The sequence below is a fragment of the Lysobacter changpingensis genome (genome assembly GCF_017308985.1).
Lineage (GTDB): Bacteria > Pseudomonadota > Gammaproteobacteria > Xanthomonadales > Xanthomonadaceae > Lysobacter_J > Lysobacter_J changpingensis.
In genome coordinates this window covers 140421-162434 of the sequence record NZ_JADWPE010000002.1, presented here as the reverse complement: position 1 = coordinate 162434, position 22014 = coordinate 140421, and the positions used below count along the sequence as shown (strand labels likewise).

The following is a 22014-nucleotide window of genomic DNA, read 5'->3' as shown; positions in this document are numbered from 1 at the left end:
AACAGGCCAAAGCCATGAACAAGCCCTCCATCCACACGCTCGTGCAGAATTTCGAAGCCGAGCAGATCCAGCGCCAGCTTCCCGACTTCAGCCAGGGCGACACCGTCGTCGTCAACGTGAAGGTCAAGGAAGGCAACCGCGAGCGCGTCCAGGCCTACGAAGGCGTGGTCATCGCGATCAAGAACGCCGGCCTGAACTCGTCCTTCACCGTGCGCAAGATCTCGCACGGCTATGGCGTCGAGCGCGTGTTCCAGACCCACAGCGCCACCATCGCCTCGGTCGACGTGAAGCGTCGCGGCAAGGTGCGCGCGGGCAAGCTGTACTACCTGCGCGGTCTGCAGGGCAAGAAGGCGCGCATCAAGGAAGACCTGTCCGCCTACGCCAAGAACGCCGAGTAATCCTCGCGCGGCGGGCCATTCGCCCGCGCGTTCCGACGGCCGCCTCCGGGCGGCCGTCGTCGTTTCCGGTCCACGAATACCCGCGCGCGTTCCCTTCTTCCCGCGATGCCCACGCGCAGCGGCGTAGCGTGGCCGCTGCGATCGCGTGATCGTGCGACGGAGGCCCGCCGTGGCCAGCCTGCTTCCAGCGACTCCGCAATCCACGTGCGAGTTCCGCTTCTACGAGGAACTCGGCGAATTCCTCGCGCCCGAACGCCGCAAGCGCAGTTTCACCCATGCCTTCGACGGGACGCCGTCGGTGAAGGACCGCATCGAATCGCTCGGCGTGCCGCACACCGAAGTGGACCTGATCCTGGTCGACGGCGAACCCGTGCCGTTCTCGCACAAGCTCACCGGCGGCGAACGCGTCGCGGTCTATCCGATGTTCGAACGCTTCGAGCTGGGCGAATCCAACCGCCTGCGTCCAACGCCGCTGCGCGAGCCGCGCTTCGTGCTCGACGTGCACCTGGGAAGGCTCGCCTCGTACCTGCGCCTGCTCGGGTTCGACACGCTGTACCGCAACGATTACCACGACGACGAACTGCTGCGGATTTCCCGCGCGCAGCACCGCATCCTGCTCACCCGCGACACCGGACTGCTGAAGCGTGCGGCCGTCACGCACGGTGCATTCCTGCACGCGACCGATCCGCGCCGGCAACTGCGCGAGGTGCTCGACCGGTTCCAGCTCGACGCGCGCATCGCGCCGTTCACGCGCTGCGCGCGCTGCAACGGCAAGGTGGATTTGCTGGTCGACGCGCCCGACGAACACGATCCCGATCGCCAACCTCCCGAAGAGCGCGACCCGTCCCCCGGCGAACGCGAGCGGCGCGATCCCGGTCCGGGCGAGCCCGAGCGTCGCGACCCCGGCCATGCACCGCCCGAACGCGACCCCGGTTCGCCGCCGGAGATCCGCGACCCGGGGAAACCGAAGCCTCCGAAGCACGGCCTCGCATCCAGCGCCGTCCCGCCGCGCGTGCTGGCCGGATACGGCGGCTCGCTCAGCCGCTGTCGCGATTGCGGCCAGATCTACTGGCCGGGCAGTCATCTCACGCGTCTGCGCCAGCGGCTCGCGGAAGTGGGCGTGTCGATCTGACGTTCGCCGCGCCGGGTTGAACGGGCCGGCGTTCAACGCGCCCGTTCCAGCATGTCCAGTTCGTCGTCCGGGTCCGCACTCGGATCGGCCACCGGCGAGGGCGGCGTCGCCGGCACTTCCGCCGGCACTGCGACCTCGTGCCGATCCGGCACCAGCATCCGCGCCTTGCGCCAACGGCCGTAGCGGTAATACGCCAGCGCCATCAGCATCGAACATAACGCGCTGATCGGGAAACTCCACCAGATCGCATCCACGCCGATGCGCGGCTGCATGAAATTCGCGAACGGCACGCGGATGCCCCACAACGCGGCGGCGAGGATCAGCAGCGGCGGCACCACCGCGCCAGTGGAACGCACCACGCCGGACACGACGAAGGTCACGCCGAAGAACAGGAACGACCACACCGCGATGTGGTTGAGATGGCGCGCGACCTCCAGCGCCGTGCTGTCCGGCGGCAGGAACAGCGACAGCGTCCAGCGGTCGAACACGATCAGCGGCACGATCAGCGCGCCGGTCATGAGGAAGTTCATCAGCACGCCGGCACGCGCGGTGGCCGACACGCGATCCCACCGGTGCGCGCCGACGTTCTGCGCGGCCATCGAGGAGCACGCCGCGCCCACCGCCATCGCCGGCATCTGCACGTAGGTCCACAGTTGCAGCGCGGCGCCGTAGGCCGCGGTGGTGTCGGTGCCGTGGTGGTTGACCATCGACATCATCGCGATCATCGCCAGCGAGATCAGCACCATCTGCAGCCCCATCGGCACGCCCTTGACGATGAGCGAGCGCAGGATGGTGCGGTCGATGCGGAACATGCGGGCGTCCTGGCGGCCGAGCCACAGGACATGCCGCTTGTGGCGAAGGTAGAAGAGCAGCGCGACCAGCGTCGTGGTCTGCCCGATGAGCGTCGCCCACGCGGAGCCGGCGATGCCGAGTTCCGGGAAGGGCCCGATACCGAAGATCAGCAGCGGATTGAGCACGATGTCCAGCAGCACCGCGATCAGCAGGAAACGGAACGGCGTGCGCGCATCTCCCGCGCCGCGCAGCGCGGCCGACAGGAACGCGAACGCGTACAGCGCCGGCATCGCGAGGAAGATCACACGCAGGTAATCCTCGGCCAGGTGCAGCGAGGTGGCCGGCGTGCCCATCGCGGCAAGCAGATGCCGCGACAACCATTGCCCGAGCGAGGCGATCACCACCGACAGGCCGATGAAGAACGTCGCGCTGGTGCCCATCACGCGTCGCGCCTGGGTGAGGTCGCGCGCGCCCATCGCCTGCGCGATCAGGATCGTCGCCGCCATGCCGATGCCGAACACCGAGCCGATCAGGAAGAACATGATGTTGTTGGCGTTCGCCGTCGCGGTGAGCGCTTCCTCGCCGAGGAAGCGGCCGACCCAGACCGCGTTGACCGAGCCGTTGAGCGACTGGGCGACGTTGCCGGCGAGGATCGGCAGCGCGAAGGCGAACAGGTTGCGGCCGATGGGACCTTCGGTGAGGTTGTGCGACGTGGGCGCCATGCGATGCGGGCCATCCAGCGACGTGAAGAGGCGGCACGGTAGCACCGTTCGCGCGAACGCCGCGCCATGTCCGACCGCACGCGCGACGACGACACCGACCCTGCGATAATCGCCCCAAGCCAACGAAGCCGAGCAGGCATCACCGGACCGAGCAGTGAGCGACGTACCTGATTCTTCCACGCCCTCCGTGCGCCTGGACCTGTGGTTGTGGGCGGCGCGATTCTTCAAGACGCGATCGCTGGCCAAGCAGGCGATCGAAACCGGCAAGATCGACATCGGCGGCCAGCGCGCGAAGCCTTCGCGCGCGGTGCGGGTGCACGATGCGCTGCGCATCGTGCGCGGCGAGGAAACCTTCGAGATCGAAGTGCGCGGCCTGAGCGACACGCGCGGGCCGGCGAGCGTCGCGCAGGCGCTGTATCAGGAAAGCGATGCGTCGCGTGCGGCGCGCGAACAGGCGCGCGCGCTGCGCGTCGCCGAACGCACGGGATATCGCCCGCCGGAAACCAGGCCCGACAAACGGGCGCGGAGACTCATCCGCGCGCTGGGCGATATCGACGCGATGTAGTCGAGGTCGCGCTCCCGCGCGGCAGCGCGACCGGTGCGAGGGCAGGGCGCGACGCCTCAGCGCCGCCCGCCGCCCAGGAAGGATCCGGCCAGTCCGATCAGGTCGGAGAAATCGGTATCGCCGTCGCCGTCGCGATCGAGCACGGCGCCCATCAGCGAGCCACCGATGCCGCCCTGTTGCGCGATGGTCTGGCGTTCCTGTCCCAGCACATCGCCCAACTGCTGCGGCGAGCCCGCGAGTCCGCCGCCGCCATTGCCGGCGAACATGCGCTTGGCGAGGTAGGCCATCACCAGCGGCGCGAGCATCTGCAGCAGCGAACTCGCCTGACCCTGGCCCAGGCCCGTTGCCGCGCCCAGGCCCTGCGCCGCGTTCTGCTGGCGTCCGCCGAGCACGTGGTCGAGGATCGAACCGCCCTGGCCGCCGCCGCCAAGTACCGAGCCGAGCACGCTGCCGATGTCGAGGCCCGCATGATCGCGCTGCAACGCACCGAACAGCGCTTCGGCGCCCTGCGGCTGGCTCGCGTTCCGGCCGAGCGCGCCGAGCAGCAGCGGCAGCGCCGCCGACACCGCGCCCTGTGCCTGCGTGGGCGAAAGACCGAGCTGGTTGCCGATGTCGGCGAGCGGTTGCCCCTGCAATTGATCGAGCAGGTCGCGGGTCATGGGAGCGCTCATGGCGATGGGCCTCGAAGTGGGGGCTCGATGCTAACGCCGCCACGTTCAGTTGTCGTGATGGCGTGAAGAGACGATGTCTCGTCCAACATCCGCCAGATGATGTCGCCCCTCTCGCGTTGTGCGGGAGAGGGGCGAATGCCTGCCGCGAAGGCGTCGGACGCGATCGCCGATCAACCCGCCTCGACCGGATGATTCACCGTGCCGCTTTCGGTATGAGCAGGGTTGGCCGCTTCCATCCTCAGCGCCTTCGCCACGCCCGCGCCGTATGCCGGATCGGCCTTGCTGCAGTTGTCGATGTGGCGCTGCTTGATGAAGTCCGGCGCATCGCCCATGGCGCGTGCGGTGTTGTCGAACAGCACCTGCTGCTGCGCCGGCGTCATCAGGCGGAACAGGTCGCCGGGCTGCTTGAAGTAATCGGCGTCGTCCTCGCGGAAGTTCCAGAAATCCGCGTTGCCGTTGATCTTCAGCGCCGGCTCGCGGTACTCCGGTTGCGCCTCCCACTGGCCGTAACTGTTGGGCGTGTAGTGCAGGTTCGCGCCGTAATTGCCGTCCACGCGCATCGCGCCGTCGCGATGGTTGCTGTGCACCGGGCAGCGCGCCGCGTTCACCGGGATCTGGTGATGGTTCACGCCCAGGCGATACCGTTGCGCATCCGAATACGCGAACAGCCGCGCCTGAAGCATCTTGTCCGGCGACACGCTGATGCCCGGCACCAGGTTGTTCGGCGCGAACGCGCTCTGCTCGACGTCGGCGTAGAAGTTCTGCGGATTTCGGTTGAGCTCCATCACGCCCACTTCGATCAGCGGATAATCCTTGTGCGGCCACACCTTGGTGAGGTCGAACGGGTGGTACGGCACCTTTTCCGCGTCGGTTTCCGGCATCACCTGGATGTACATCGTCCACTTCGGGAATTCACCGCGCTCGATCGCATCGAACAGGTCGCGCTGGTGGCTTTCGCGATCGCGGCCGATCAGCTCCTGCGCTTCCTCGTCGGTAAGATTCCTGATGCCCTGCTGCGTGCGGATGTGGAACTTCACCCAGAACCGCTCGCCATGGTTGTTGTAGAAGCTGTAGGTGTGCGAGCCGAAACCGTGCATGTGGCGATAGCTCGCCGGGATGCCGCGATCGCTCATCACGATGGTGACCTGGTGCAGCGCCTCCGGCAGGCTGGTCCAGAAATCCCAGTTGTTGCGCGCGCTGCGCAGGTTGGTCTGCGGATCGCGCTTCACCGCCTTGTTGAGGTCCGGGAACTTGCGCGGATCGCGCACGAAGAACACCGGCGTGTTGTTGCCGACCAGGTCCCAGTTGCCTTCCTCGGTATAGAACTTCAGCGCGAAACCGCGGATGTCGCGCTCGGCGTCGGCCGCGCCGCGTTCGCCGGCTACGGTGGTGAAGCGGGCGAACATCTCGGTCTTCTTGCCGACCTTCTCGAAGATCTTCGCGCGGGTGTATCGGGTGATGTCGTTGGTGACCGTGAACGTCCCGAACGCGCCGGAACCCTTCGCGTGCATGCGGCGCTCGGGAATGACTTCGCGGTTGAGGTTGGCGAGTTTCTCGATCAGCCATACGTCCTGCATCAGCAGTGGCCCGCGCGGACCCGCGGTCAGGCTGTTGTCGTTGTCGATGACCGGGGCGCCGAAGGCCGTGGTCAGCGGCGTCTTGGCGGGCTTGTCGGGGGGCTGGCTCATGGCTGACTCCGTTCCTGTCGTGTGGAGTGAGAGAGTAGGAAGCGCGGGCGATCGGGGAAAATCGTTTGTTGCGAACGCTTCGATAGGAGCTGGCTATCAGGCTCGACACGCGCGGTACGTTGCGCGCTCCCTGCGCCCGGTCGCCGCGTTGCACGGCGAAACGGCTTCGGTGGGGCATGCATGAGCACGCTCCGACGCGGGGCGATCATGAGCCCCGATCCATTTCAATCGCGTGATGCCAAACGGCCGCCGCGGCGGTCGTAGCCCGGGTAAACGAAGCGCACCCGGGACGGGCTGCGATCTGTTCCCCGGGTGCGCTTCGCTTACCCGGCTACAGGCACAAATTCAGGACAGCGCTTTCAGGCGATACAGCGCTTCGAGCGCCTGCTTCGGCGTCAGGTCGTCCGGATCGATCGACGCCAGCGCCTCGAGCGCCGCCGAGGACGGCGCGAACAATCCGAACTGCTGCGGCGCATCCAGCGCCGCCGGCGCCAGCGACGGGGAAGGCGCGTCGCGGCTCTGCTGCTCCAGTTCCGCAAGACGACCACGCGCCTGCTGCACCACGGCCTTCGGCAGGCCGGCGAGCGCCGCCACCTGCAGGCCGAAACTGCGGTCGGCCGGGCCGTCCTTGACGGCGTGCATGAAGACCAACTGGTCGCCATGTTCGATCGCATCCAGATGCACGTTCGCGATGCCGCTGCCCGGTTCGGCCAGGCGCGTGAGCTCGAAGTAATGCGTCGCAAACAGCGTGTACGCGCGATTGTGATGCGCCAGGTGCCGCGCGCAGGCTTCGGCGAGCGCGAGGCCATCGTAGGTCGACGTGCCGCGTCCGATCTCGTCCATCAGCACCAGCGACTGGTGCGTCGCGTGATGCAGGATGTAGCTGGTTTCGCTCATCTCGACCATGAAGGTCGACTGCCCGCGCGCGAGGTCGTCGCCCGCGCCGATGCGCGTGAGGATGCGGTCGATCGGCCCGATCACCGCGCGCGAGGCCGGCACGAAACTGCCGATGTGCGCGAGCAGCACGATCAGCGCGTTCTGGCGCATGTAGGTCGATTTACCGCCCATGTTCGGGCCGGTGATCACCAGCATGCGGCGGTCTTCGTCGAACACCAGGTCGTTGGGCTCGAACGGATCGCTACGCACGGCCTCCACCACCGGATGGCGACCGCGTTCGATGCGGATGCCGGGTTCGTCGTCGAGCTGCGGCTGCGACCAGTCCAGCGACTGCGCGCGTTCGGCGAAACACGCGAGCACGTCGAGTTCAGCCAACGCGGCAGCGCAGCGCTTGAGCGGCTGCAGGCGTTCGTTCAGGGCATCGAGCAGCTGTTCGTACAGCAGGCGCTCGCGGGCCAGCGCACGTTCGCGCGCGGACAGCACCTTGTCCTCGAACTGCTTGAGTTCCTCGGTGATGTAGCGCTCGGCGCCGGTCAGCGTCTGCCGGCGCGTGTAGTGCGTCGGCGCCTTGTCGGACTGGCCCTTGCTGATCTCGATGTAGTAGCCGTGCACGCGGTTGTAGCCGACCTTCAGCGTCGCGATGCCGGTGGCGGCCTTCTCGCGCGCTTCCAGGTCGATCAGGAACTGGTCGGCGTTGGTCGAGAGCGTGCGCAGTTCGTCGAGTTCGGCGTCGTAGCCTTCGGCGAAGATGCCGCCGTCGCGCGCCAGCACCGGCGGCTGCGGCACGATCGCCGACTTGAGCAGGTGCGCGTGGTCGTCGTGCTCGCCGAGCTCCGCCGCGAGTTCGGCCAGGCACGGCGAATCCAGCGGCGCGAGCGTCGCGCGCACGTCGGGCAGCATGCCCAGGCCATCGCGCAGCGTGGAAAGATCGCGCGGACGCGCACTGCGCAGTGCGATGCGCGAAAGAATGCGTTCCAGGTCGCCGAGCGCGCGAAAACCTTCGCGCAGCGTGTCACCGCAGCGCGATTCGATGAGCGTGGCGACGGCCTGCTGGCGATGGCGCAGCACGCTGCGATCGCGCAGCGGACGATGCAGCCAGCGGCGCAGCAACCGGCCGCCCATCGGCGTGATGGTCGAATCGAGGATGCCGAGCAGGGTGTTGCGCGTATCTCCATCGACGCGGGTGTCGAGTTCGAGATGACGACGCGTCGCGGCGTTCATCGCGATCGCACCGTCGCCGGATTCCACTGCGATCGAGGTCAGGTGCGGCAGCCGCTGCTTCTGCGTTTCCTCGACGTAGCCGAGCAGCGCGGCGGCGGCGGCGATCGAAAGCGGCTTGTCTTCGAGGCCGAAACCGGAGAGGTCGTGCAGGTTGAAGAAACGCAGCAGCTGGCGACGGCCGCTGTCGGCGTCGAACAGCCACGGCGCGCGACGGCGCACGCCGGTGCGTTCGGCGATCCACGGCTGCCAGCCGTCCTCGTCGGCGACCAGCGTTTCGGCCGGTTCCAGGCGCGCGATCTCGGCTTCCAGCGCGTCCTCGTTCGCCACTTCGTTGACGAGGAAACGTCCGCCGGCGAGGTCCGCCCATGCAAGCCCGTACCCCGTCTTGCCGCGCGCGATGGCGAGCAGCAGCGTGTCGCGGCGCTCGTTGAGCAGCGCCTCGTCGGTCACCGTGCCCGGCGTGACGATGCGCACCACCTTGCGTTCGACGATGCCCTTGGCGAGCGCGGGGTCGCCGATCTGCTCGCAGATCGCCACCGACTCGCCCAGCGCCACCAGCCGCGCCAGGTAGCCTTCGGCCGAATGGTGCGGCACCCCGGCCATCGGAATCGGTTGCCCGGCGGACTGTCCGCGCTGGGTCAGGGTGATGTCGAGCAGCCGCGCGGCCTTGCGCGCGTCGTCGTAGAACAGCTCGTAGAAATCGCCCATGCGGAAGAACAGCAGCACGTCCGGGTGCTCCGCCTTGGCGGCGAAGAACTGCTTCATCAGGGGCGTGTGTTCCTGCGGCCGTTCGGCTTGGCTCATGGATCGCGGATCTGCTGCTGCGTGGGACGGCGCCGGCGGGCCGGCGAAAGGGGCATTAGGCTAGCAGCCGACGGCGATTTCGCCGAAGCCTTCGCTGTCGAGTCGCCGGTCATCCGGGGCAGCGGGCCGCGGAGCGGGCGCGAGGGAAACGGGCGACGGGCTATCATCGGCCCATGAAGAACGACGTCACCGATGCCTCCCTGCTGCGCCTGGCGCAACAGGTCGCCGAAGCCGCCCGCGCCCATCGCCAGACCCTGGTCACCGCCGAAAGCTGCACCGGTGGCTGGATCGCCAAGATGCTGACCGACATTCCCGGCTCGTCCGGCTGGTTCGAATGCGGCATGGCCGCTTACAGCTACGAAGCCAAGCAGGCGCTGCTGGGCGTGCGCCCGCAGACGCTGGAAACGCACGGCGCGGTCAGCCGCGAGACGGTGATCGAGATGGTGTCCGGCGCACTCGTGCACTCGGGTGCGACCCTGGCGGTGGCGGTCACCGGCATCGCCGGGCCGGGCGGCGGCACCGAGGACAAGCCGGTCGGCACGGTGTGGATCGCCTGGAAGCGGCGCGGCGGCTACCCGACCGCGGTGACCTTCCATTTCGACGGCGACCGCGACGCGGTGCGCCGGCAGACGGTCGCCGCGGCGCTGCACGGGCTCGCCGAACTGATGGCGTAGGCCGGGAAGGAGCGCAGGGCGGGGACCCGTTTCCCGCTCCTCTTGACTCTCCACTCGCCGTTAGTAGTATTGCTACTAATGGACATCACCGACACCCAGCGCGCCATCCTCGCCCTCATCGCCGAGCGCATCGAGGCCGAGGGCGTTCCGCCGTCGCAGACCGAGATCGCCCGGGCCATGGGCTTCAGCAGCGTCCGGGCGGCCCAGTACCACCTGGAGGCGCTGGAACAGGCGGGCGCGATCCAGCGCATGCCCGGCCGGGCGCGGGCCATTCGCCTGTGCGCGGCGGTCGAACCGGTGTCCGAAGCACTGCCGGTCCGGCATGTGGAGGCGGGCGACGCCGCCAACGATGCGTTGCGCCTTCCGGTGCTGGGGCAGGTGGCCGCCGGCCGTCCGATCGGTGCGGACATCGGCTCGGACGACTTCGTCCTGCTCGACCGCGTGTTCTTCTCGCCCACGCCCGACTACCTGCTCAAGGTGAAGGGCGATTCCATGCGCGACGAAGGCATCTTCAGCGGCGACCTCATCGGCGTGCATCGCACGAACGACGCGCGCTCGGGCCAGATCGTGGTCGCGCGCATCGACGACGAGATCACCGTCAAGCTCCTCAAGATCGGCAAGGACCGCATCCGCCTGCTGCCTCGCAATCCCGACTACGCACCCATCGAGGTCGAGCCGGGCCAGGACTTCGCGATCGAAGGCCTGTACTGCGGGCTGGTGAGGCCCAACCGATGAACTTCCGGGCGTTTTTCCGGGCCAGCGTCAGTGGCGTTCCGGGGCAGGGTGCGGGGTTTTCCCACACCCTGTCCCGGACACCCCTCATGGTCGGCCGGGGATCGCCCACGCAATCTGGACACGACCGCCGGCGCGTCTCAGCCCGTGCGATACGCCACCGCTAGATTGCTTCCACGCAACGACTTCCGCCACTGACACTGAAGGAAAACTCCACGATGGACGACAACAAGAAGCGCGCCCTTTCGGCCGCACTGGGCCAGATCGAAAAGCAGTTCGGCAAGGGCTCGGTGATGCGCATGGGCGATCGCACGATCGAAGCGACGGAAGTCATCGGCACCGGCTCGCTGATGCTCGACATCGCGCTGGGCATCGGCGGCCTGCCGAAGGGCCGCGTCGTCGAGATCTACGGTCCGGAGTCCTCGGGCAAGACCACCCTCACGCTGCAGGCCATCGCCCAGTGCCAGAAGGCCGGCGGCACCTGCGCCTTCATCGACGCCGAACACGCGCTCGATCCCATCTATGCCGCCAAGCTCGGCGTCAACGTCGACGACCTGCTGGTCAGCCAGCCGGACACGGGCGAGCAGGCGCTGGAAATCGCCGACATGCTGGTGCGTTCGGGCGCGATCGACATGGTCGTGGTCGACTCGGTCGCCGCGCTGACGCCGAAGGCCGAAATCGAAGGCGAGATGGGCGACCAGCTGCCGGGCCTGCAGGCCCGCCTGATGAGCCAGGCGCTGCGCAAGCTCACCGGCAACATCAAGCGCTCCAACTGCCTGGTGATCTTCATCAACCAGCTGCGCATGAAGATCGGCGTGATGATGCCGGGCCAGAGCCCGGAAACCACGACCGGCGGCAACGCACTGAAGTTCTACGCCTCGGTGCGCCTGGACATCCGTCGCATCGGTTCGATCAAGAAGGGCGACGAGATCATCGGCAACCAGACCCGCATCAAGGTCGTGAAGAACAAGTTGGCGCCGCCGTTCAAGCAGGTCGTCACCGAAATCCTCTACGGCGAAGGCATCTCGCGAGAGGGCGAACTGATCGACATGGGCGTGGAGGCCAAGCTGGTCGAGAAGTCCGGTGCCTGGTACAGCGCGTACGACGAGCGCATCGGTCAGGGCAAGGAGAACGCCCGCCAGTACCTGAAGGAAAACCCGCAGGTCGCCGAGCGCCTGGAAGCGGCGCTGCGCGAAAAGTTCGTCCCGGCCGAAGCCGGCCGCGGCGAGGACGACGACGGTCAGGACGACTGATCGTCGGAGTCGCATCGCATGAAGTCGGGCTCTCGCCATGCATGACGATCCCCGCGATGGCGGCAGCGGGGAGGCTTCCGGCCGCCGCCGCCGGGTTCGCGAGCAGACCCCGGTGCAACGCGCGCTGGGGTTGCTCGCGCGTCGCGAGCACTCCCGCAAGGAGTTGAACCGCAAGCTGACCTCGCGCGGCCTGGATCCCGGCGAGGTACAGGCTGCGGTGGATCGCCTGGCAGGCGAGGGCTGGCAGAACGATGCGCGGTTCGCCGAAAGCCTCGTCCGCAGTCGCGCAGTCAGCGGCTACGGCCCATTGCGCATCCGGGCGGAACTGTCCACGCATGGATTGGACGGCGAGGCCATTGCCCATGCCATGGGCACGTTCGACGGCGATTGGACGGAGAACGCCCGCGATCTGGTCCGCCGCCGCTTCGGCAAGTCGCTGGACGAGCTGGCGCAGCGGCGCAAGGCGGCCGATTTCCTGATACGCCGCGGTTTCGATGGCGACAGCGTGCGAGCGGCGACCCGGCTGGATCTGGGCGACTGAGTCCAGCACGGGGCTCGACCATGCGGGCCGCGTCCAGCCGTTCCGACAATCCGTCGCGGCGGATCACAAGCAGGCCGGCGTCGCTTTCCCGAAGCGGCAGCCCCGCCAGCATGAACGCGGGAATGTCCGCGAAAGTCCGGAAAGGCATGCGCCACGGGCCAAGCGCGTGGGCGCCCGTCCTGCTACGCTAGCCGGCTTTCGGGTTCGGGTTGCCTGCTCCTGTCGACGCCCCCACTAGGAGGGCATGGGCCGGTCGGGCAGTCCGGCCCTGTCACCGACTTCGCGCGCAGGCATGAAAACCACTACCGAAATCCGCAGCGATTTCCTCGAATTCTTCCGCGGAAAGGCCCACACCATCGTGCCGTCGGCACCGCTGGTGCCGGCCAACGACCCGACGTTGCTGTTCACCAACTCGGGCATGGTCCAGTTCAAGAACGTCTTCCTCGGCAGCGAGAAGCCCGGCTACGTGCGCGCGGCCGATGTGCAGCGCTGCCTGCGCGCCGGCGGCAAGCACAACGACCTCGACCAGGTCGGCTACACCGCGCGCCACCACACGTTCTTCGAAATGCTGGGCAACTGGTCCTTCGGCGACTACTTCAAGGAAGACGCCATCGCCTGGGCCTGGGAACTGCTGACCAAGGTCTGGGGGCTGCCGGCCGAGCGCCTCACCGTCACGGTCTACCACACCGACGACGAAGCCTACGAGATCTGGAACAGGAAGATCGGCGTGCCGGCCGAGCGCATCGTGCGCATTGGCGACAACAAGGGTGCGCCGTTCGCCTCCGACAATTTCTGGCAGATGGCCGACACCGGTCCGTGCGGCCCGTGCACAGAAATTTTCTACGATCACGGCGCGCACATCGCCGGTGGCCCGCCGGGTTCGCCCGACGAGGACGGCGACCGCTACATCGAGATCTGGAACCTGGTGTTCATGCAGTTCGACCGCCAGCCCGACGGCACGCTGCTGCCGCTGCCGGCGCCATGCGTCGACACCGGCATGGGCCTGGAGCGCCTGGCGGCCGTGCTGCAGGGCGTGCACGGCAACTACGAGATCGACCTGTTCCGTCACCTGATCGCCAAGGCCGCGGAGTTCACCTCCACGCCGGACCTCGACAACAAGTCGCTGCGCGTCATCGCCGACCACATCCGCGCCTGCGCCTTCCTCATCGTCGATGGCGTGCTGCCGAGCAACGAAGGCCGCGGCTACGTCCTGCGCCGCATCATCCGACGCGCGCTGCGCCATGGCTGGATGCTGGGCCAGAAGGGCCCGTTCTTCCACCGCATGGTCGCGCCGCTGGTCGAGGTGATGGGCGATGCGTATCCGGAGCTGACCGCCAAGCGCGAGTTCGTCGAACGCGCGCTGCTGGCCGAGGAAGAGCGCTTCGCCGAAACGCTTGACGCGGGCATGCGCATCTTCGATGAAGTCGCCGCGCGCTCGAACACCACCATTCCGGGTGTCGACGCGTTCCGCCTGTACGACACCTACGGCTTCCCGGTCGACCTGACCGCCGACATCGCGCGCGAGCGCGGCCTGTCGGTGGACATGGAAGGCTTCGAAGCCGCGATGGAACAGCAGCGCGAGACCGCGCGTGCCGCCGGCAAGTTCGGCAACACCGCGACGATGCCGGCCGAACTCGCCGCGCAGCTCGCGCCGACGCAGTTCCTGGGTTACGAACGACTCGCCGACGAAGGCCTGGAAGTCGTCGCGTTGCTGAAGAACGGCCGCGCGGTGGACCGCATCGAGGCGGGCGAGGAAGCGGCGGTGATCCTCGATCGCACGCCGTTCTACGCCGAAAGCGGCGGCCAGGTCGGCGACACCGGCGATCTGGAAGCCGGTGCCGCACGCTTCGAAGTGCGCGACACGGTGAAGTTCGCCGGCCAGTTCCACGGCCACGTCGGCATGCTTGCCAGCGGTTCGTTGCAGCGCGGCGATCGCGTGCGTGCGAGCGTCGACGCCGTGCGCCGTGCCGCGACCGTGCTCAACCATTCGGCCACGCACCTGTTGCACTCCGCGCTGCGCAGCGTGCTGGGCGACCACGTCGTGCAGAAGGGCTCGCTGGTCGCGCCCGACCGCCTGCGCTTCGACTTCTCGCATTTCGCGCCGGTGGGCGCGGGCGAGCTCGCCGAAATCGAGCGTCGCGTCAACGCCGAGATCCGCGGCAACCACGCCGCCGAAGTGCACCACATGGGCATGCAGGAAGCGCTGGATTTCGGCGCGATGGCGCTGTTCGGCGAGAAGTACGGCGACCGCGTGCGCGTGCTGCGCATGGGCGGCACCTCGACCGAGCTGTGCGGCGGCACGCACGTTTCGCGCACCGGCGACATCGGTCTGTTCAAGATCGTCTCCGAAGGCGGCGTGTCCGCAGGCGTGCGCCGCATCGAGGCGCTGACCGGGCAGGGCGCGCTGGACTTCGTGGCCGAGGAGGAACGCCGCCTCGACGAGGCCGCGCGTCTGCTGGGCGGCAACGCGGCCGACGTCTCCGACAAGCTGCGCAGCCTGCTCGATCGCCAGAAGAAGCTGGAGCGCGAGCTTGAGTCTCTGAAGGCCAAGGCCGCGTCCGGCGCGACCTCCGACCTGGCGGCCTCGGCCGCGCAGGTGGCGGGCGTCAAGGTCGTGGCGACGCGGCTGGAGGGGTTCGACGCCAAGGCGCTGCGCGAGGCGGTCGACCGCCTCAAGCAGCAGATGGGCGATGCGGTGATCGTCCTGGCCGGGGCGAGCGAGGGCAAGGCTGCCCTGGTAGCCGGCGTGAACGGAAGCGCGGCAGGCAAGGTCAAGGCGGGGGAACTCCTCGCGCACGTGGCCAGTCGGATCAACGGCAAGGGCGGCGGGCGTCCGGACATGGCCCAGGGCGGTGGCGAGGATGGCCCGGCGCTGGTCCAGGTGCTCGCGGAGGTGCCGGCCTGGGTCGAGGCCAAGCTTGGCTGAATTGAATGGTGAACGTTGACCACTTGCGGTTGCGGGGGCGTTTGGCCCGCCGCTAAGATGATCCACGTTTGTGTTTCGAAATCGGGGAGCTCCGGGAGCTCCCGCATGCCGACCCCGAAGGGCGGCCATAGGAGATGTTAGATGCTGATCCTGACGCGTCGCGTCGGTGAGACCTTGATGATCGGCGACTCGGTGACCGTCACCGTGCTCGGCGTCAAGGGAAACCAGGTGCGCATTGGTATTACCGCGCCGAAAGATGTTGCGGTTCACCGTGAAGAGATCTACCAGCGCATCCAGCGCGGCGAAGAGCCGGCGGACAGCGAGTCCGGCAAGCACGGCGCGGGCTGAGAAAACCGTTTGCCGTAATCGGAGCGAGCCGCTATCCTTGCGCCCGCACCGTTTTGATGTTCCGCGGAGACTTGCCCGAGAGGCCGAAGGGGCTCCCCTGCTAAGGGAGTATGGGGTCAAAAGCTCCATCGAGGGTTCGAATCCCTCAGTCTCCGCCAGTTCCATCGGCCGGCCGGATCGGCCCCAGGATGCAACGCATGCTGGTCGTGCATGACGCCACCGGCGATGTGCATGAGATCCAGACGGTCGCACGAATCCGCGCGGTTCGTGCATGGTTGAAGCGCCTTCAACGGCTTCGATCAAAGTGTTCGAAAAATGTTTGACGAATCGGCAACGATCCTTCATAATTTTTCAACTCAGCGCCCGTAGCTCAGCTGGATAGAGCACCAGGCTACGAACTTGGTGGTCGGGAGTTCGAATCTCTCCGGGCGCGCCATACAAGACAAAAAGGCCGATGCGAAAGCATCGGCCTTTTTGTTTGTGTTCTTTTCGCGGGAATCGGGAATCGGGAATCGGGAATCGGGAATCGCCTCCAACCCGTCGTCCCGGCGCAGGCCGGGATCCAGGCCCGCAACTCACGGGGCACTCCCACGACGAAAACCGCATCCCCGTCATTCCAGCGAAAGCTGGAACCCATTTTCGCTTTTTGCCCGAGACAACGCTTGCTCGATGTCGCGATCGGAAAACGAAAACACACAACCCTCAAGCCACCACGGCCCCCGCACCCGCCGACCCGGGCTCGCGCGCAGCGCCATCGCCGTAATACCCGCGATACCACGCAACGAACCGCGCCACGCCTTCCTCCACCGTCACGCCCGGCGCATACCCCATGTCGCGTGCGAGATCGGTGCAGTCCGCTTCGGTGGCCGGCACGTCGCCGGGTTGGAGAGGGAGCATGCGCAGGCTCGCCTTGCGACCCAGGCACCGCTCCAGCATTTCGATGTAGCGCAGCAGTTCGACGCTTTCGCCGCTGCCGATGTTGTACAGCCGATACGGCGCGACGCCGCTGCTCGCCGGATCCGGCGATGCGCCATCCCAGGCGTCATCGACGCGAGGCACGCGATCGAGCGCGCGCACCACGCCCGCGACGATGTCGTCGATGTAGGTGAAGCTGCGCTTGTGGCGGCCGTGGTTGAACACCGGGATCGGCTCGCCCGCGAGGATCGCGCGCGTGAACAGGAACAGCGCCATGTCCGGCCGGCCCCATGGCCCGTACACCGTGAAGAACCGCAGCCCCGTGCACGGCACGCCGTACAGGTGCGCATAGCTGTGCGCCATCGCCTCGTTCGCCTTCTTGGTGGCGGCGTAGAGCGTGAGCGGATGTTCGGTGTGCTGGTGCTCGGAGAACGGCATCGCGGTGTTGGCGCCGTACACCGAACTGGTCGAGGCATACACCACATGTTCGACACCGTGCCGCCGCGCGCCTTCGAGCACGTGCAGGAAGCCGGTGACGTTGCTCGCCACGTACACGTGCGGGTTCTCCGCCGCATAGCGCACGCCCGCCTGCGCGGCCAGGTGCACCACGCGCGCGGGGCGATGCCGTTCGAACAGCGCCTCCACCGCATCGCGATCGGCCAGGTCCCCGTGCACATGCGTGTACGCCGGATGCTCCGCGAACCGTGCCAGCCGCGCGCGCTTGAGCCCCACATCGTAGTAATCGTTGAGATTGTCGAAGCCGATCACCTCGTCGCCGCGCGCGAGCAGGACCTGCGCGACGTGCGACCCGATGAAACCGGCCGTGCCGGTGACGAGCACCCTCATCGTCACAGCCGACCGTCCACCGCATCGCGCGGCAGCACGTACTTGACGTCGTAGACCACCGACACCGGCTTGCCGTAGGCGCGCACGCCCCGCGCGCCCAGCTGCGCGAACTGCCGATGCGCCACAGCGACGATCACCGCGTCGTACCCGCCTTCATCCGGCGAGGCGACGGTGTCCAGGCCGTACTCGTGCGCCGCGTCGCCCGCGTCCACCCACGGGTCGTGCACGTCGACCTGCGCGTTGTAGCCGCGCAGCGCCCGCACGATGTCGACCACGCGCGTGTTGCGAAGGTCCGGACAGTTCTCCTTGAACGCCAGCCCCAGCACGAGGATGCGCGCCTGCACCGGGTTGATCCCCTTGCGCACCATCAGTCGCACGACTTCGCTGGCGATGTACGCACCCATGCCGTCGTTGGTGCGGCGGCCGGCGAGGATCACGTCGGGGTGGTGGCCGATTTCCTGCGCCTTGTGGGTCAGGTAGTACGGGTCCACGCCGATGCAGTGGCCGCCCACCAGCCCCGGGCGGAACGGCAGGAAATTCCACTTGGTACCGGCGGCCTGCAGCACTTCCAGCGTGTCGATGCCAAGCTTGTTGAACAGGATCGCCAGGTCGTTGACGAGCGCGATGTTGAGATCGCGCTGCGTGTTCTCGATCACCTTCGCCGCTTCGGCGACCTTGATCGAACTGGCCTTGTGCGTGCCCGCCTCGATGATCGAACCGTACAGCGCATCGACGAAATCCGCCGCCGCCGGCGTGGAGCCGGAGGTGATCTTCAGGATGCGCGTGAGCCGATGTTCCCGGTCGCCCGGATTGATGCGCTCCGGGCTGTAGCCGGCGAAGAAATCGCGATTGAACACCAGGCCCGACGCGCGTTCGAGGATCGGCACGCACACTTCCTCGGTGCAGCCCGGGTACACGGTGGACTCGTACACGACCACGTCGCCGCGCTTGAGCACCTGGCCCAGCGCCTCGCTCGCGCGCATGAGCGGGCCCAGGTCCGGGCGCTTGGCGGCGTCGATCGGCGTCGGCACGGTGACGATGTAGACGTTGCAGCGCTGCAGCATCCCGAGGTCGTTGCTGCAGCGCAGGCGCTGCGCCTGCGCGAGTTCGGCCGCGTCGACTTCCAGCGTGCTGTCGCGCCCTTCGCGCAGTTCGACCACGCGCTGTGCGTTGATGTCGAAGCCGACGGTGTCGTAGCGCCGGCCGAACGCCACCGCGAGCGGCAGGCCGACGTAGCCCAGCCCGATCACGCCCAGCCGCGTCGTTTCCAGCGTCGGCAATGCCGCCGATGCCGGCGCGCCGTGCACCGCCGCATCGGCGGCCAGGAGGGTGTCTCGCGGGCCGGCGTCGCGCAGTTGCGCATCGCGCATGGCCCGCTGGACCAGCCGTTCCCCAATCTCGGTCGTGTCCATTCGTTGTGCTCTTGGTTTGACGTGACGCCGCCCGGTCCGGCGCGGTCGCCTTGATGCACCAAACGCAGCGACGGCCCGGGACAGGACGTGTCCGCCTTCGATCCATGCCTGCGTTGGTGTTCGTTGAATCCAGAACCGGCCGGACCGGACAGGGGGCGAGGGTGGCGGTCGCATGGCGACAGGCAGCATCGGCGTGCTCGTTGCGCGACGCGTTCGCGTGCGGGCCGATGGCGCCCGGCGCCTGTGCGACCGCCATCGTCGAGTTGCGCGCCTGGCGACCCTGGCGCGACGAGGCCTGGGCGCTGCTCGATGCCGCCGAACGCCAGCGCGTGGCGCAACGCCGCTTCGCGGACGACCGCGAGGCGCTGGCGATGACCTACGCGCTGCACCGCCTGTTCGTCGCGCGGTCCCTGGACCTCGCGCCCGATGCGGTGAACATCGCGCGCGATGCCGAAGGCGCGCCGCACCTGCCCGGCATCGCGCGCGACGGAAAACCCGTGCGCACCAGCCTCAGTCACGCCGACGGCGTGGCCGCGTTCGCGCTGTGCGCGATGGGGCCGGTGGGCATCGACGTCGAAGCGGCATTCCGCGCCACGGAGCTGCCGGGCATCGCGGAGAGCGTGTGCCACGCGTCGGAATGGCAATCGCTGTCGAACTTCGCCGAACCCGCGCGCAGCCGTGCGTTGCTGGCGTTGTGGGTGCGCAAGGAAGCGCTGCTCAAGGCCGAAGGCATCGGCCTTGCGCGCGAGATGTGCAGTTTCCGCGCCGCCGCCGGCGCGGAGTTCATCCTGGCCGGGAGCGCGCGGGAATCTCCTGCGGCGTGCAGCGTGCGCCTGGCCATGCTCGATGTGGGCGAGCGATGGACCGCGGCCGTAGCGGCGCCGCGCGAGGCCGCGGTCGAATGCCTGCATCTGCAGCCGATATCCGATGCGACTGGCCGGAGCGCCGGCGCAAGGTCGTTGTAACGGTGCAGTGGAGGGGAAGCGGGAAGCGGAGCAGGGCGTAAGGGACGGGAAGCGTGGCGGCTGGATACGCCGTTTCCCGTGGCTCCTGCGCATCCCCAGGTCGGAGACAACATTGCGCGCCCCTGGGCGCGCATCGCTGGAGTGCGGTCATGATGTTCGGCAAGGCGAGTCTGAAGAACCGGGCGTTGCTGCTGCTTTGGCTGCTCGAGGTGCTGCTGGTGATCGCGGCGGTGATGGGCGCGGCGTGGCTGCGCTTCATGAACGATCCCGAAGGCCATGAGATCTTTTCCGAGAACCTCAGCCTGCGCGCGTTGCTGGTGGCGATGTTCGTCACCACCGCGATGGCGGCGCTGGGGCTTTACCAGGTGCACGTGCGGCTGAACCGTTTCGAGTTCGCGCTGCGCCTGCTGGTGTCGTTCTCGATCGGCGGCATCGGGCTGATGGTGCTGTACTACCTGGTGCCCATGGCGTACATCGGCCGCGGCGTCATCGTCATCGCGATGATCCTGGGCCTGCTCGGCATCGCGCTGTTGCGCTATTGCGTGATGCACGTGTTCCGCGGCGACCTGTTCAAGCGCCGCGTGCTGGTGCTGGGCGCGGGCCACAACGCGGACCTGATCAACACGCGCATGCGTCGCGGCAGCGACCGCCGCGCGTTCACGCTGATCGGCTTCGTGCCCATCGCCGGCCAGGACGCCTGCGTGCCCGAATCGATGCGCATCGCCGCGCCGGACGGGCTTTCCGATGTCGTGCACCGGTTGCAGATCAGCGAGGTCGTGGTCGCCCCCGACGAGCGTCGCGGCGGCCTGCCGATGGAGGAAATGCTCACCTGCGTGCAGCGCGGCGTGGCGATGACCGACCTTTCGACCTTCTTCGAGCGCGAGGCGGGACTGGTCACGACGAACCTGTGCGATCCGTCGTGGCTGGTGTTCTCCGGCGGTTTCGATCATTCGACGTCGCGCTGCATGAACAAGCGGCTGTTCGACGTGCTCGCCGCGTCCGCGCTGCTGCTGATCGCGTGGCCCTTCATGGTGCTGGTGGCGGCGCTGGTCCGCCTGGAATCCAGCGGCCCGATCCTCTACCAGCAGACGCGCATCGGCGAAGGCGGGCGCCCGTTCGAGCTGATCAAGTTCCGCAGCATGCGCGTGGATGCCGAAGGCGATGGGGTGGCGCGCTGGGCGCAACGCGGCGACGATCGCACCACGCGCGTGGGCAAGTTCATCCGCCTGACGCGGCTGGACGAACTGCCGCAGCTGTTCAACATCCTGCGCGGCGAGATGAGCATCGTCGGCCCGCGTCCGGAACGCCCGCAGTTCGTCGACATGCTCAGCCGCGAGATCCGCTACTACGCCGTGCGCCATTGCGTGAAGCCGGGCCTGACCGGCTGGGCGCAGCTGCGCTATCCGTATGGCGCCTCCGTGCGCGATGCGGAGGAGAAGCTGAAGTTCGACCTGTTCTACGTCAAGAACCACGGCCTGGTGTTCGACCTGATCATCCTGTTGCAGACGGTCGAGGTGGTGCTGTTCCAGCGCGGTTCGCGCTAGGGGTTCCCGTGTTTCTGTAGCCCGGGCAAGCGAAGCGCACCCGGGCCAGGCGCCGCAAATCCCGGGTGCGTTTCGCTTACCCGGCTACAAACGCTGGCTCGCGTCGGGTGAGCCGCGATCGTTACGGCCCGAACACGTCCGCGTCGCCGCTTTCTTCCTGGCGAACCGGTCGCGGCGTGGGCACCAGCAGCCGGTTCGGCGGCACGCTGGCCCAGTCGGCCAGATGGCCGTCCTCGAAGCGCACCCACGACGAGCCGTAATTCCACACGCCGTCCTGCACGCGTTCCGGCGGACCCTGGATCGCGACGACGGCCGCTTCCTCCATGCCCAGTTCCAGGCGCGGCGCATTCGGATCGGCGACCTCCGCCACCGCGCCGTTCGCCTCGGCCTGCGGCGCGAGCTGCGTGCTTTCCGACCAGTGCAGCACCACCATCACCACCACCAGCACGAGCACGCTGAGCACCGCGATGCGCGGCGTCGCGCTGGGCGGCGCATTGCGTCCGGTGGTGGTCATCGTGCGTGATGGCGACGAAGGGCCATTGCTTTCCGACGCAATGCCGGACGCAGGACGCGGAGCCGCCGCGCCGCGCGGCGTCGAACCCGGCAACCGCCCATGCAGGCGATGGAAACGGATCGCGCCCGAATACAGCGCGGTGAGTTCGGTGAGTGCGTCGTGCGCCTCGTCCGATGCGGTGCGGTCGAGATGCCGGTCCGGATGCAGTTCGGCCACGCGGACGCGATACGCGCGCTTGAGGTCTTCGAGGCTGCAGTCCGGATGCAGACCAAGCTGCATGTACAGAAGCGCGAAGTCCTGGCTCATGGGGCCCCCTTGTCGGCGCCATCCTAGCGCGCCTGCCGGCGCCGTGCATCGGCGCACGAACGTGGCCGCTCGCGCGCGCGCGCGCCGTTTGGATCGACGAGAGGGGCAGGGAATGGCCGGTGCGGGTTCGTCACCGGTCGTGCCGCAC

Annotated in this window: 18 protein-coding genes and 2 tRNA genes; 13 read left to right on the top strand and 7 right to left on the bottom strand. The window is 67.9% G+C overall.

What is annotated here, in order from left to right; genetic code table 11:
* Nucleotides 1–14: 14 nt before the first annotated feature.
* Together rplS and I4U41_RS02380 are read left to right on the top strand one after the other, a co-directional pair.
* Nucleotides 15–398 carry a 50S ribosomal protein L19 gene (gene rplS / locus I4U41_RS02385; RefSeq protein ID WP_206859416.1) on the top strand — a complete coding sequence of 128 codons (384 nt, stop codon included), beginning with the start codon at nt 15–17 and terminating at the stop codon, nt 396–398.
* A 169-nt stretch (nt 399–567) separates the two neighbouring features.
* Nucleotides 568–1530 (top strand): Mut7-C RNAse domain-containing protein, encoded by a 963-nt coding sequence (locus I4U41_RS02380; RefSeq protein ID WP_206859414.1) that lies wholly within the window; start codon nt 568–570, stop codon nt 1528–1530.
* Nucleotides 1531–1562: 32 nt separating this feature from the next.
* Here the strand turns inward: I4U41_RS02380 and I4U41_RS02375 are convergent, their stop codons facing one another.
* Nucleotides 1563–3044, bottom strand: a complete 1482-nt coding sequence (locus tag I4U41_RS02375) for an MATE family efflux transporter (protein ID WP_206859412.1) — start codon at nt 3042–3044, stop codon at nt 1563–1565.
* Between the two features lie 154 nt (nt 3045–3198).
* Between I4U41_RS02375 and I4U41_RS02370 the strand changes: the two genes are divergently transcribed.
* Nucleotides 3199–3609, top strand: coding sequence for an RNA-binding S4 domain-containing protein (locus I4U41_RS02370; RefSeq protein ID WP_320415134.1), 411 nt, complete (start codon nt 3199–3201; stop codon nt 3607–3609).
* Nucleotides 3610–3665: 56 nt separating this feature from the next.
* On the opposite strand, the gene I4U41_RS02365 is transcribed toward I4U41_RS02370, so the two are convergent.
* The 3 genes from I4U41_RS02365 to mutS form a co-directional block, all read right to left on the bottom strand.
* Nucleotides 3666–4286, bottom strand: a complete 621-nt coding sequence (locus I4U41_RS02365; RefSeq protein ID WP_206860378.1) for a DUF937 domain-containing protein — start codon at nt 4284–4286, stop codon at nt 3666–3668.
* A 164-nt stretch (nt 4287–4450) separates the two neighbouring features.
* Complete coding sequence (locus I4U41_RS02360; protein ID WP_206859411.1) at nt 4451–5968, bottom strand: catalase; 1518 nt, start codon at nt 5966–5968, stop codon at nt 4451–4453.
* A gap of 345 nt (nt 5969–6313) precedes the next feature.
* Nucleotides 6314–8890 (bottom strand): DNA mismatch repair protein MutS, encoded by a 2577-nt coding sequence (mutS, locus tag I4U41_RS02355; protein WP_242524972.1) that lies wholly within the window; start codon nt 8888–8890, stop codon nt 6314–6316.
* 173 nt (nt 8891–9063) lie between these two features.
* On the opposite strand from mutS, the gene I4U41_RS02350 reads away from it, so the two are divergent.
* From I4U41_RS02350 to I4U41_RS02315, 8 genes are all read left to right on the top strand, one after another.
* Nucleotides 9064–9564, top strand: a complete 501-nt coding sequence (locus I4U41_RS02350; RefSeq protein ID WP_157029775.1) for a CinA family protein — start codon at nt 9064–9066, stop codon at nt 9562–9564.
* A 78-nt stretch (nt 9565–9642) separates the two neighbouring features.
* Nucleotides 9643–10299 carry a transcriptional repressor LexA gene (lexA, locus tag I4U41_RS02345; RefSeq protein ID WP_206859409.1) on the top strand — a complete coding sequence of 219 codons (657 nt, stop codon included), beginning with the start codon at nt 9643–9645 and terminating at the stop codon, nt 10297–10299.
* Between the two features lie 215 nt (nt 10300–10514).
* Nucleotides 10515–11549 carry a recombinase RecA gene (gene recA / locus I4U41_RS02340; RefSeq protein WP_206859407.1) on the top strand — a complete coding sequence of 345 codons (1035 nt, stop codon included), beginning with the start codon at nt 10515–10517 and terminating at the stop codon, nt 11547–11549.
* A gap of 37 nt (nt 11550–11586) precedes the next feature.
* Nucleotides 11587–12090 carry a recombination regulator RecX gene (gene recX / locus I4U41_RS02335; RefSeq protein ID WP_206859405.1) on the top strand — a complete coding sequence of 168 codons (504 nt, stop codon included), beginning with the start codon at nt 11587–11589 and terminating at the stop codon, nt 12088–12090.
* A gap of 292 nt (nt 12091–12382) precedes the next feature.
* Nucleotides 12383–15016, top strand: a complete 2634-nt coding sequence (gene alaS, locus I4U41_RS02330) for an alanine--tRNA ligase (protein ID WP_206859403.1) — start codon at nt 12383–12385, stop codon at nt 15014–15016.
* 141 nt (nt 15017–15157) lie between these two features.
* A complete protein-coding gene (gene csrA / locus I4U41_RS02325) occupies nt 15158–15364 on the top strand; it encodes a carbon storage regulator CsrA (RefSeq protein ID WP_206859401.1) in 207 nt (68 codons plus the stop codon).
* A 65-nt stretch (nt 15365–15429) separates the two neighbouring features.
* Nucleotides 15430–15522 (top strand) — tRNA-Ser (locus tag I4U41_RS02320).
* A gap of 201 nt (nt 15523–15723) precedes the next feature.
* Nucleotides 15724–15800, top strand: a tRNA-Arg gene (locus I4U41_RS02315).
* 266 nt (nt 15801–16066) lie between these two features.
* Here the strand turns inward: I4U41_RS02315 and I4U41_RS02310 are convergent.
* Complete coding sequence (locus I4U41_RS02310; protein ID WP_206859399.1) at nt 16067–17125, bottom strand: NAD-dependent epimerase; 1059 nt, start codon at nt 17123–17125, stop codon at nt 16067–16069.
* Between the two features lie 2 nt (nt 17126–17127).
* Nucleotides 17128–18396, bottom strand: a complete 1269-nt coding sequence (tviB, locus tag I4U41_RS02305) for a Vi polysaccharide biosynthesis UDP-N-acetylglucosamine C-6 dehydrogenase TviB (protein ID WP_425492502.1) — start codon at nt 18394–18396, stop codon at nt 17128–17130.
* Between the two features lie 341 nt (nt 18397–18737).
* Here tviB and I4U41_RS02300 point away from each other — a divergent pair, with 341 nt between their 5' ends.
* Together I4U41_RS02300 and I4U41_RS02295 are read left to right on the top strand one after the other, a co-directional pair.
* Nucleotides 18738–19502: a 4'-phosphopantetheinyl transferase family protein gene (locus I4U41_RS02300; protein WP_206859397.1), complete on the top strand. Its 765-nt coding sequence runs from the start codon at nt 18738–18740 to the stop codon at nt 19500–19502.
* A gap of 149 nt (nt 19503–19651) precedes the next feature.
* Complete coding sequence (locus I4U41_RS02295) at nt 19652–21046, top strand: TIGR03013 family XrtA/PEP-CTERM system glycosyltransferase (RefSeq protein ID WP_242524971.1); 1395 nt, start codon at nt 19652–19654, stop codon at nt 21044–21046.
* Nucleotides 21047–21167: 121 nt separating this feature from the next.
* Here I4U41_RS02295 and I4U41_RS02290 read toward each other — a convergent pair whose 3' ends face one another.
* A complete protein-coding gene (locus tag I4U41_RS02290) occupies nt 21168–21866 on the bottom strand; it encodes a J domain-containing protein (protein WP_206859396.1) in 699 nt (232 codons plus the stop codon).
* Nucleotides 21867–22014: the final 148 nt, after the last annotated feature.